We start from the raw sequence: 10,238 nt of genomic DNA, 5'->3' as shown, positions 1-10,238 counted from the left end.
GGGCCGCGTCGGTGACGGTCTGTCGGCGGATAATCCCATTCTGGCGACCAATGGAGATATGGCTCTTATAGCCGAACATCGGGATCGCGAGGTCGACCGGCTTACTGCCGTCCGCACGCGGCTTTGCTTGCCTCGACATGGCCGCCTCCCCGTTACGCGGGAAGTGAATCACGTTATCCGCCGATCAGCCAGAGGTTTCCGGAGGTGTCCAGATGATCAGTCAGGAAGGACCCGCTGTAATTCCGAATACTGAATATGGAAAGGCCGGCGCTTGTGCCAGAGAGCGCCGGCCTCCGTGATATCGAACAAGTAAAGTCTCAGTGGTTGTGTTCAGGAAGATTCTTCAACTGATCCTTCGTCATCGACGTTGTCGCATGCACTGCGCCGTTTTCGTCACGCATGAAGTTCAGGCTTGTCACCGGCAATGCGACGGGCTTCGCGCCGAGACCGAGAAAGCCTCCGACATCGACAACCGCTTCCGCAGTTTGCCCGGTGCCGTGGAAATGCGAGACACTGCCGATATTGTTATCATCCGGCCCGTAAACGTCGGCACCTTCCACTGTCGATGCATTCAGCTCATCGGGGCGAAGGGGGGTATGATTGGAATGATCCATATCGTTCTCCTGTGTTTTAGTGTGCTTAAGGGTTGATTTGAGCCGGGGCCCCGTTTCAAGGAGCCCCGTGCATTAGCTTTATGCTTTGCCGCCGGCGATGGTTCTGATTTCTTCACCTTCGCGCACAACCCGAAGATTGTTCTGCACGTGCTCAACCCCGGAGACATCATCGGCGCAATCTTCCGCACGCCGCTTTTCCGCCTTAGACGAGACAGTGCCGGAAAGGTGCACTTCCCGATCCGAGACTGAAACTTCGATCTCGGATGCATCCAGCCGGCTGTCATCCGTGAGCCGGTCGTTGACGTCCTCCTCGATACGCGCGTCCGACCGCTGATAGTTTTTCGGACCGCGCCCGCGATGGTCTCTCTCCCGGCGCCGCTCGGCGTCGTCATCGCCGAACCAGGATCGCACCTCGTCAGCGGCGCGATCACCCCATCCGCGGCGGTCGTCCCCGCGGCCATGGCGGTCCCGGTCGCTCCAGCGGTCGTCATAGCCTTCTGAAGAACGAAAGCTGTCGCCGGCGTATCCACGCCGGTAGCCTTGGGAGGCGCTGTAGCGATCATTCTGGTCATGATCATCCCAGTCGCGGCTGCGGCGTTGGCCGCCCCGCAGCGCATCGTGGCCGCGACCTCGATACTCGCGATCGGAACGGGCACCGTAGTCTGATTCGTATTCCGGAAGAGATCTGCCACGGCGCGCGTAGTTTTCCCGCATATAGCGGTCTCCGGCGCCGCCGCGTCGGCCCGTATTGTGATCCCAATCATCGTCATCGCGATATCGAGGACGGCCGTGATCTCTCTCGTGGCGATCTCTGTCGTAGTCGTCGTCACGTCGTGGCATGTGTTTTCCTCCTGATATTCTGATTGGAGCGAATGCTTATTCGCCTGAAAATTTAACCCTCAGGAGTTTTGGAGGTTCCGGTCATGGACCTTCCCGGCGGCGAATGGCCCAACAGGGCAGCATGCTTAGGCGGAATTAGGCCGTCCGCAAAATAGTTGAAGATCGCTTTAAACCAGTTGGATGCGCTCGAAGGCTCCGCCTTTCATGGGGCTTTGGCCAACAGTGCGATTCTTTGGCTGCTCTTCTGAGGGTCCGGCTGTCTCTGCGTAGTTGCCGAAGCAGTTAACGTAGATCGGGACCTCATCTCCCGCGATGATCCAGACAAGCGCGCGGCAACAGCTACTGGTAATTACCATCATCATTCCGCGTCGTCCCGCGAGCGGCATATCTTTACCGGACCGCCAGTCCGAAGAAAGTCACCGGTGTTTAAAAGCAGCAGGTGGCTCCTGCCGAAATCAGACCCGCGGCCGCGAACGAAGTTATGACGCGAAACGCAATGCCATCCCGCATAGGAACGTGCGGGATGGCTCTGGTTGTGAGTCCAAGCTAATTCTCAAGACCGCTTTACATTCCGCGTTTGGGATCGCGTAGGTTCTGTGTCTTGGAATGGCCCCGGGACAGAAACATTCGGCGTCCGGTCGTCTGCGGGGGTCAGCCCGCAGCGTCCAGGTTTCGGGACCGTTCGGCCAATTCCGACATGAAGTCGTCGGACTCGTAGATGTTGTCCAAGGCCTGGTCGAGCTTCCGGACGGCCTCATCCTCGTTGAGCGCCTCGGCGAAGGCCTTGGTCGTGCCAAACCCCGCTATCCCGTAGTGGCAAAGCCGCTGGTATTGCGCGATGATCGCGACATCGAGCGTGGCACCGCTTATGTCGCTGTCGAGTGCATGTTTACGAGCTTCCTCAACCAGCCCCTCCATGCCCTTGCAATGCTCTTTCTCAACCTTCGCATCACTCTCTTCAAGAAGAGATTTCAAAAGGCGGGTGTGCCGGTCGATACCATCCTTGGCGGAACTCAGCCGGTCGGCCAGCTTCTTGTCGGAGGCCTTGTCAGCCATCGCCGAGACCACCTTGGACATCTGTTCGTTCGCTGACCACAGGTCCTGCAGTTCCTCGATATATAGATCTTTCAGGGTTGTCATCTCATGCTCCCTTTCTTGCCGGGATTTCCGGCATTTCGATTTGGGGGCTGCCGGCCGCGCCCGCTTTGCAGAGAGGGCTGGCCGGCGGGGTGGAGCCATCGGGGACAGCCGCTGACCCCTTGTCCGGCCGCACCGCGCCAAGGCGGGAACGAGGCAGGGAACCGGCCGAAGTGATCGGGACCGCCAGGAACGGCCCCGAATTCTGGAATTTCTTCAATATTTCGATGTTTGCCGGCAGATCTCCGACGCGCAGGCGGCGGCTGTCGGGCACAAGAGGCGGCCAAGGGCCAAGCGCCCCGTGGTTGGCCTGTTTCACGATCCAGCCGGCGGGCGGCAGGCAATCGTCCACCAGGTAGTTGCCGCCCGTGATCCGGACGCTCAACGCATCCGACATGCCCCCCGCCGCCCGGCCTGTCAGTCGGCACGAAGCCTGGACTGTCACGTCGTCCGCGTGTACGACCCGGAAACCGGCGCTGCGGAATGCCCGGACAATCCGGCGGTCTTCTCCGCATGTGACGGGCGCGAAACCTCCCACCGCAAGGTAGGCTGACTTCGTGAAACTCAGGCTTGCCCCGGCGGCCTCGCCATGGGTGCCTCGGATATCGGCGCAGCCGGGCGCGTGACGGGCGTAGACGTCCTGTACCAGCCAGCGATACGTGCCTTCGTCGGTGGCGAGTCGGCGATCCATCTTGTTGAGAATTCCGGCTTCTTCGGCGATCAGATCCACCTTGCCGCAGACGGCACCCACCGTTTGGAGATGTGCGAGGTTCCGGGCGACCCAATCAGGCGCCACAATGGAATCGGCATCCGTGGTCATGAAATAGCGCAGGTCCGGCATCGTGCACACCGCGTGCGCGCACCCGATACGACGTGCGGTGCCGGCCCCCTGGCCGGGACCAATATCCCGAACGAGCACCCTGAGATCGAGGCCCGACAGCTCCCCCGCTTTGCGCGCGATCGCGGCCGTCGTATCTGTGGTATTGTTCACGACCAGGATTACGCGGACACGCTGCGGATGCTGACCGGCGAGAGCTTTCAGGCACGCGGCAATTCGGTTCGCCTCGTTTCGCGCGGGGATGATGATCGCGACAGTTTTCGGGATAGAGAGGGTCATGCGCAGTCCTTTGGGAGCCCGCGGTCGATGCGGTAGTCCTTCGTCCGTATCCTTCGGGTGAATGAGTGGGTCGCCAAAGCGTTCATGAATATTTGAAGAGCGTCTTCGCCTTCCAGCGCGTTGCCGGTCGGGCCTCGCCACGTGACGCAGATGATCTCGGTCTCTGGCCAGCTGTCGGCAATCCCGCGGGCCAGGCCGCGCAGGCTGGCTCGATCCAGAAAATAGAGGATCTCGGACAGGATCAGCAGGTCGAAGTTTTCATTGGGCAGGGGGCAGGGGTAGAAGTCCTGGATGAAGGTTGCTGTCGGCACCGCCCGCCGTGCGGCCTCTACCGCGATGGCGACAGCATCCATTCCGGTGTAGCGGTCGCACAGACCGGCCAGATGCCGCGCCAGCTGCCCGTTTCCGCATCCAAGCTCAAAGGCGTGACGATAACGATTCCGGGACAGCGCCTGCAGCGTTGCCGCGAATTTGGCTTGTTCGTAATCGCTATGCCTGAAATTCCAGGGATCATCGGTTTCGGCATAGAGGGCGCACAGATGCTTCTTGCCGACAGCCATCATGGCATCCTCCAGAAGATCTCGTCCTCGCGGACGAACTTCTCGACGAAGGCCGGGGACAGAACGAATCCGGAGGGATCATCTGGCACGATCTGGCCCAGCTGGGTCCGATGCGCGCTGATGGCCGCGCGTTTGGCGTCACGCAGGTTGCCGGGCGGCAGGAACACGGGGTCATGGCACGAGATATTTTCCGCGAACCGCGGATCGTCCCACCGGCTCCAGACCGGGTAGCTGTAGAACCACCACTCCGGCCGCCGCCGGCGCAACTCGCGAGCCATCCGGGCCACCGCCTGGTGATCCTCATGGTGATCCTCAACGGCGGGGCTGAACACATGTGCCACCCCAAGATCAACAATGATGGCATCCAAGTCCGCCGCCACTGAAGCTGCGTCGGCTTCGTGGAGCCTGCTGTCAGGCAGACCCAGCCAGGTGAGGTCATTCGCTGTCCCGCCAAGGCATTCGATGGCTTCGATCATTTCCGCGCGGCGCCGTTCGGCGAGGCGCTCCGAGGGCCATTTCAGGGATTGCGGATGGCTTGCGCTGCCATCGGTGATGCAGATCACATGGCCGCCAGCGCCCGCGAAGGTGTGCGCCAGTAACACCCCGCAGGCAAGGGCCTCATCGTCCGGGTGGGGCGCGAGGACAACGAGTTTTTCCCGGCCTTCAAAAACGTCTGCAAGGGGCTGGCGGCGGGCGACATTCATCCGAACACCCCCCAGACCCGGCGGTCATGGCCGAGCGCGTGCTCGGCGGCACGCTGCAGGAATGCATCTCGCGCCGCTTGCCGGAGATAGACTGACAGGTCGCGGGCCATGCGGCCCGTTTCGCAGCCTTCCGCAAAGTGACCAAGGCCAAGGCTCTGCTCGACCGCTCGGATTGCGTCCAGGGCGGCCTCTTCGGTGAAGAGCCTTGCCGAGGTCGAGGTGCAGACGACACGTTCCGCGTCCAGATCGCCGCGGGCAGCCGCTTGTGCCGCGCGTTCGGTCATCGCCATTCCGGCCCAGAGTTTCGCCAGAGCTGTCATCAGCCGGCTCTTTTGGGCTTCCGCTTGCATCCGTCCCAGGCTGCGAAGCTGCGCCGAGGCTGCATCAACCAGTCCCACGGCCCCGCCCGTCTGCAAGGCTGCGATCCGCCAGACACCACCTGCGAAATGCGGTTCCTTCAGGTAGTCCCCCGGCGCGCCGATCCACCCGATGCTGTCCACCGCGAGGCCGGTGAAATCGTAGCTGCCGGAGGCGGTGGCCTTCATTCCCTGCATGTCCCAATCGAAAGGATCTGCGCGGTCCAGGTCCCCGACGCCGATCAGAGCCAGCCGCACTTCCGGGCCTGAGTTGACAGTCACGACAGCGTGCGAGACCGTTCCAAGACCGGAGGCAAAGCGCTTTCGCCCTGACAGTTTGGAGCCGGTCGGGCCGACGGTCACCGGGTCGGCACCGTCGGCCCCCCAGACGCCTAGGAATGCGCCATTCGCGATCTCGCCATGCACCGCAGACCGCTGATCGGGATCGCCATATAGACGGATCAGATGCAGCGCGTTGACATGCCCCTCCCACAGACGGCCAACCGACAGGTTGGCGGCTCCGATCCGCATGAGCGCGCGCGCTGTTCGGGCAGGGTCGGCCGTGCCATCGTCGGTCAGCAATCCGGCCTCCCGCAGCAGCGCAATGGAGCGGCTGATCGGGCGGGCTCCCTGTTCTTCGGCGGCGGCACCTTCCAGAAGTCCGGCAAGCACATGGCCGGGAACACCATGTCTGCCAAATGGCAAAGCGTCAGCGGTATTTTCAGCGTCAGGACGCATGTCTATACCTCACCTTCCTTTGCGCTTGTCCGCCCTTCGATTACTTGGGACAAGAGTTGCGCCCAGTTTTCCGCTACGCTTTCCGAACGGAAGTCGGGATTGGCCGTGACGCGGGGCGGCAAGCGCCGCCATTCGGTGATGCGCCCGAGAATTGCGTCGTGGTCGTGCCCGTCCACGCGCTGAGCCGGGTCCGCCACGATCTCCGCGTTCGCTCCTAAGCCATCATGCACGAGTGCGGGAGTGCCCACCGCGTTGGCTTCTGCCAGGACGAGACCGAATGTTTCGGCGAAAACCGTCTGCGGATAAAACAGGCAAAGCGACCGGCGCATCTGCCGGATCAGGGCCGGATGCGAGAGCGAGCCGAGGAACACGACGCCTTCGGGAACCGGGCCGGTATCCCACGCCAGATAGCCGGGGTCAGCCACTGCCAGCCTCAGTGCCGGGATGTTTCGCCGCAGAAACGCGAATTGCCGGAAGACCTCGCCCAGTCCCTTGTGCGGCGAACTGGCGAAGAGAAGCCTGTTTATGTCGCGCGGAGCGCCGGTCGGGCAGAGCCCATCTGCGATGGGGTTGTAGATCACCCGAATGTCTGGCTTGCTCGCCTGCCCGAGAAATTCCGCGACCTTCCCGGCATGCGTATGCGAGACGCAAATCACCGCGATATTGGCAGCTTTCAAGGCCGCGCCCATTTTGCGGTTGTGGCGTCCCGGATAGACGTGCAGCCACAGGAAGATTGGCAGGTGCGGATAACGTTTGCGCAGCTTTAGGGCGACCTTCCAGCGGTTGATGACAATCCCTGCATCCGGCCCTGCATCCGGCCCTGCATCCGGCCCTGCATCCGGCACGCCGGACCTGAATGCGTCTGCCAATGGACGAAGCTCCCCCGCCTGCGACCGATGGCGCGCGTTGCGTCCCGCCTGATAGATTCCGATCTCGAATTCCGGGCTCAAAGCACTGGTGACGCGGAGGATTGTCGCTTCGGTGCCGCCCAAGCCCCCTGTCTCAAGGTCGTGCAGATCGTATCCCGCGGCGCTGCATGGATCGATGATTGCGATCTGCGGCCTGCGATGTCTTCTGCGAACCACATTCATTGCGCGATCATCCGACTGCCGGCCGAGTCAAGAAGTATTTCCTCTACCAGCGCAGCCGTGCGCGGTGTCAGCGGTATTTCGCGGCGCCGCAAGAGGCCCGGAGCGCTGATGAAATCGATGTCCAGTTGGGAAATATCCACCGGCACCGGATCCACTTCTCCGTCATTTCGCCATTTTTCGACCTTCCGCCAAACCATCTGCCGGGCCGCGCGCCGCGTAATGCTGTTGTAGTCCGATGCCGCCGATTGGGTCAGGCTGCCGGATGTCTCGATCTTGGTCAGCAATAGCTCAGGCACGATCCAGATGACTTCGCCGTTCAGGATCAGACGATTGCGGAATTCACGATCCTCCTCGATACAATCCTCGAACCCGCCGAGGCGTCGAAATACATCCGCGCGGAACAGGCCGGAATTGATATGTGTCCAGTCACCCGGCACTTGGCTTCCCATCTGGAGGTTGGGGAACACGTCATCCAGCAGGGACAGATCGCGTCGGATCTCGACACGGCGTCCGTCCGGCAGGATCAACTCGTGATGGGTGAGCGCAGCGCTGACCTCGAGCGTCTGACCAGCGGTCTTGCCGGACATGGCCCAGTTCAGGCACTCGTCCGCTCCGATATGAGGCGCCGTCAGAACCCGCACCTGATGGAGGATCTTGTCGCGATGAGGGAGGTCGTCGGAATCGTGAAAGGTTACGGCATCGCCATTCGTCAATAATAGGCCAGCGTTCTTCGCTTGCGCGGTTCCGAGATTGTTCTTCAGGCGAACGTAGTTGAACTTCGGATTGGAAAAATACGGGCGCAAGGCTTCGCGCGTCGCATCAGTGCTGGCATCGTCGATGACGGTGACGCGCGTGTTCCACCAGCTTCCTTCAAGCGCCGCGCGGACGGCTCCGTTAATCAGATGGGCGCGATTGTAGGTCGGAATGATGATGTCGGCCAACGGATTGCGGGGATCGGAACTCATCTGGTGACCTCCTTCGGTGCCGCGACTATTGCCTGATAATAGCTGCGCAGGCTTCTGTCGGTGATCCACGCGGCCGGCAGCGGCAGCATCAGGCTCAACAACCCGGCGACGATCAGGAAATTTACGGGCTGCGAGGTGAATAGGACGGCAAACGCGATTGCGAACAGCAGCGAATGGCATAAATACAGCCCTCCGACGGCGCCCCCGCGCGCGCCGGACTTGGCGCCGGACTTGTCGGTCACGATGAAGTTCAGCCGGCCGCCACAGAGCGCGTCGAACGTCGCCCTGGCTGATTGCGGGGCCAGCGCGATACGGCAGGCGAGCGCATGCAGGGTCACCCGGGGAGCCAGCCTGTCGCGCAAAGCACGTCCGGTGACACGCACGACCACGTCGCAGAGGCTGAGCACGATGCCACCAGCGGCCAGCATCGCCGCGACCGAATTCGCCTGCCCAGTGACAAGCCAGATCAGCAACAGCGCGCAGGGCAAAAGCGCCAGATTTAACCAAGCTGTGAGCTGCGACAGGATCACGACCCGCTTGGCCAGGGTCAAAGAGCCATTCGGCGTGAGGATCGTCCCGAAGTGGTGCAGCAAGGTCTGAAAGTTGCCGCTGCACCAGCGGTATCTTTGCTTTTCGAGATCCTTGAGGCAGAACGGCAGCAGCCCCTGACCAACGATTTGGTGGATGAAACGGCCCGCATATCCGCTGTTGCAAAGCCGCACACCCAACTCCGCATCCTCCGTCGTCGTCCGGCCAGACCAGCCGCCAGCGGCATTCAGGGCTGTCTTGGAGATAACGCAAAGGGTGCCTGTCAGAAGGACTGCCTCGGCTTCGCCGGCGACAACCGCATTCGTGCGAAAATACTCCTCAAGTTCGGCGTCCACGCCGGAAGCAATGCTGGCAGCACCGAGGTAAGACTGCGGAAACTGGACATAATCGGCGCCGGTCCTGTTCAGCGCCCCGGCAGCTAACATCAGAAAATCGGGGCGCACCACGTAGTCGGCATCAACGGTGACGATATGAGTGGCTGCGGGACCAGTGTGTGCCAGCGCGATGTTGAGGGCGCCCGCCTTGGCTCCTTCCACGTTGTTTCGGTGCAGGAACTTAACGCGATCGGAGTGCGCCGCGCAGAAGGTTTCTACCGGCTTCCATAACGCTTCATCTGCCGTGTTGTTGTCCATCACGATGATCTCATAGCCATTCGCCGGCCAATCCTGAGCAAGCAGGGCCTTCAGGGTTCGGATCACTAGGGCAGGGGGTTCTGCGTGAGTTGCTACATGGACCGAGAACTGTGGACGCTCCTGCGCAGGGCGGCTGGCGCCGGTCTGGCCCGGCAGATGCGCCGCGATCGGCCGAATGACGATCAGAACCAGCTGGAGCGCGATGATCAGGCCGCACAACGCGCCCCCCACGAGAGGGACCGCCGCCGCGAGCAGCACCAATCCAGAGACTGTCAGCAGCCGTAGTTCCATTATCCGCCCCCAGGCGTTATCGTGCAGCAATATTATTCAAAGTCAGTAGCTTGTCGGCTTACGGGCGCTACCGATAGTCCAACGTGCTGCGTTGCGAATAGGTTCCCGAAATTTCGGGCGAGAGGCAGAATTACCCATCTCTTTCGAGCATGCCGGTTCTTAGTCCCCGGCGCTTCCAACTGGATTGAGGGAAGCTACCCCTGCGGAAACCAGGACGTGTCCACGTAACGGTCGTCAAAATCGGTCAATTCAATCAGTTCGTCTTCTTTCAGGATTTGCAAGTAGCCATCCTCGCGGCGGATATAGCCTTCCTTTTCCATCCGGATGAATGTCTTGCTGATGTAGACATTCGTGAGCCCAAGATAATCGGCAATTTGGCTCTGGGTCATGGGAAGGGCGTTGTTGCAGAACTCTTACTGCTAAGGATTCACATCACGAATCCATGCGGTTAGACGGGGCCGATGAGTAAGCCCGCACCTGCCCGCTACCGCACGACGAATTGGTCCAGCTACAACTGTGCGCTCAGGAAGCGCGGTTCGCTTCTGATCTGGCTGGATAAAGAGATGACCTGGCTCGCGCCGCATGAAGGACGGCCAGGGCGCCCACCGGTCTTCTCGAACGCGGCGATCCAGTTCTGCCTGTCG

At 61.4% G+C, this 10,238-nt stretch carries 12 protein-coding genes; 1 reads left to right on the top strand and 11 read right to left on the bottom strand.

Annotation, left to right across the window (positions count from 1 at the left end; genetic code table 11):
• Positions 1-317: 317 nt before the first annotated feature.
• The 11 genes from ACOHX0_RS21495 to ACOHX0_RS21445 form a co-directional block, all read right to left on the bottom strand.
• A complete protein-coding gene (locus ACOHX0_RS21495) occupies positions 318-614 on the bottom strand; it encodes a PRC-barrel domain-containing protein (RefSeq protein WP_420679295.1) in 297 nt (98 codons plus the stop codon).
• A 78-nt stretch (positions 615-692) separates the two neighbouring features.
• A complete protein-coding gene (locus tag ACOHX0_RS21490) occupies positions 693-1,454 on the bottom strand; it encodes a BON domain-containing protein (RefSeq protein ID WP_420679294.1) in 762 nt (253 codons plus the stop codon).
• A 651-nt stretch (positions 1,455-2,105) separates the two neighbouring features.
• Positions 2,106-2,594 carry a YciE/YciF ferroxidase family protein gene (locus tag ACOHX0_RS21485; protein ID WP_420679293.1) on the bottom strand — a complete coding sequence of 163 codons (489 nt, stop codon included), beginning with the start codon at positions 2,592-2,594 and terminating at the stop codon, positions 2,106-2,108.
• Between the two features lies 1 nt (position 2,595).
• On the bottom strand, positions 2,596-3,708 hold the full coding sequence (locus tag ACOHX0_RS21480) for a glycosyltransferase family 2 protein (protein ID WP_420679291.1): 1,113 nt from the start codon (positions 3,706-3,708) through the stop codon (positions 2,596-2,598).
• Positions 3,705-4,268 carry an SAM-dependent methyltransferase gene (locus ACOHX0_RS21475; protein WP_420679290.1) on the bottom strand — a complete coding sequence of 188 codons (564 nt, stop codon included), beginning with the start codon at positions 4,266-4,268 and terminating at the stop codon, positions 3,705-3,707. The genes ACOHX0_RS21480 and ACOHX0_RS21475 overlap by 4 nt, the downstream gene beginning before the upstream one ends.
• Positions 4,268-4,972, bottom strand: a complete 705-nt coding sequence (locus ACOHX0_RS21470; protein WP_420679289.1) for a PIG-L deacetylase family protein — start codon at positions 4,970-4,972, stop codon at positions 4,268-4,270. Before ACOHX0_RS21470 ends, ACOHX0_RS21475 begins: the two co-directional genes overlap by 1 nt.
• Positions 4,969-6,066 (bottom strand): acyl-CoA dehydrogenase, encoded by a 1,098-nt coding sequence (locus ACOHX0_RS21465; RefSeq protein WP_420679288.1) that lies wholly within the window; start codon positions 6,064-6,066, stop codon positions 4,969-4,971. The genes ACOHX0_RS21470 and ACOHX0_RS21465 overlap by 4 nt, the downstream gene beginning before the upstream one ends.
• 2 nt (positions 6,067-6,068) lie before the next feature.
• The gene (locus tag ACOHX0_RS21460) at positions 6,069-7,058 is read right to left on the bottom strand and encodes a glycosyltransferase (protein WP_420679287.1); all 990 of its coding nucleotides are present in this window, start codon (positions 7,056-7,058) and stop codon (positions 6,069-6,071) included.
• 95 nt (positions 7,059-7,153) lie between these two features.
• The gene (locus ACOHX0_RS21455) at positions 7,154-8,122 is read right to left on the bottom strand and encodes a glycosyltransferase family 2 protein (protein WP_420679286.1); all 969 of its coding nucleotides are present in this window, start codon (positions 8,120-8,122) and stop codon (positions 7,154-7,156) included.
• Positions 8,119-9,594, bottom strand: a complete 1,476-nt coding sequence (locus ACOHX0_RS21450; protein WP_420679285.1) for a glycosyltransferase family 2 protein — start codon at positions 9,592-9,594, stop codon at positions 8,119-8,121. Before ACOHX0_RS21450 ends, ACOHX0_RS21455 begins: the two co-directional genes overlap by 4 nt.
• Before the next feature lie 194 nt (positions 9,595-9,788).
• The gene (locus tag ACOHX0_RS21445; RefSeq protein WP_420679283.1) at positions 9,789-9,983 is read right to left on the bottom strand and encodes a helix-turn-helix domain-containing protein; all 195 of its coding nucleotides are present in this window, start codon (positions 9,981-9,983) and stop codon (positions 9,789-9,791) included.
• Between the two features lie 72 nt (positions 9,984-10,055).
• Between ACOHX0_RS21445 and ACOHX0_RS21440 the strand changes: the two genes are divergently transcribed.
• The coding region (locus tag ACOHX0_RS21440; RefSeq protein WP_420679282.1) for a transposase at positions 10,056-10,238 on the top strand (183 nt) is incomplete at its 3' end.

This window comes from Cribrihabitans pelagius (assembly GCF_048820915.1).
Lineage (GTDB): Bacteria > Pseudomonadota > Alphaproteobacteria > Rhodobacterales > Rhodobacteraceae > Cribrihabitans_A > Cribrihabitans_A pelagius.
The sequence above is the reverse complement of the archived record's forward strand: the minus strand, read 5'-3'. Positions and strand labels throughout refer to the sequence as shown.

Excerpts from the sequence above, each read along its gene's own strand:
- ACOHX0_RS21455 (WP_420679286.1), bottom strand. The coding sequence starts at position 8,122 with ATGAGTTCCGATCCCCGCAATCCGTTGGCCGACATCATCATTCCGACC.
- ACOHX0_RS21475 (WP_420679290.1), bottom strand. The coding sequence starts at position 4,268 with ATGGCTGTCGGCAAGAAGCATCTGTGCGCCCTCTATGCCGAAACCGAT.
- ACOHX0_RS21480 (WP_420679291.1), bottom strand. The coding sequence starts at position 3,708 with ATGACCCTCTCTATCCCGAAAACTGTCGCGATCATCATCCCCGCGCGA.
- ACOHX0_RS21490 (WP_420679294.1), bottom strand. The coding sequence starts at position 1,454 with ATGCCACGACGTGACGACGACTACGACAGAGATCGCCACGAGAGAGAT.
- ACOHX0_RS21450 (WP_420679285.1), bottom strand. The coding sequence starts at position 9,594 with ATGGAACTACGGCTGCTGACAGTCTCTGGATTGGTGCTGCTCGCGGCG.
- ACOHX0_RS21470 (WP_420679289.1), bottom strand. The coding sequence starts at position 4,972 with ATGAATGTCGCCCGCCGCCAGCCCCTTGCAGACGTTTTTGAAGGCCGG.
- ACOHX0_RS21465 (WP_420679288.1), bottom strand. The coding sequence starts at position 6,066 with ATGCGTCCTGACGCTGAAAATACCGCTGACGCTTTGCCATTTGGCAGA.
- ACOHX0_RS21485 (WP_420679293.1), bottom strand. The coding sequence starts at position 2,594 with ATGACAACCCTGAAAGATCTATATATCGAGGAACTGCAGGACCTGTGG.
- ACOHX0_RS21445 (WP_420679283.1), bottom strand. The coding sequence starts at position 9,983 with ATGACCCAGAGCCAAATTGCCGATTATCTTGGGCTCACGAATGTCTAC.
- ACOHX0_RS21495 (WP_420679295.1), bottom strand. The coding sequence starts at position 614 with ATGGATCATTCCAATCATACCCCCCTTCGCCCCGATGAGCTGAATGCA.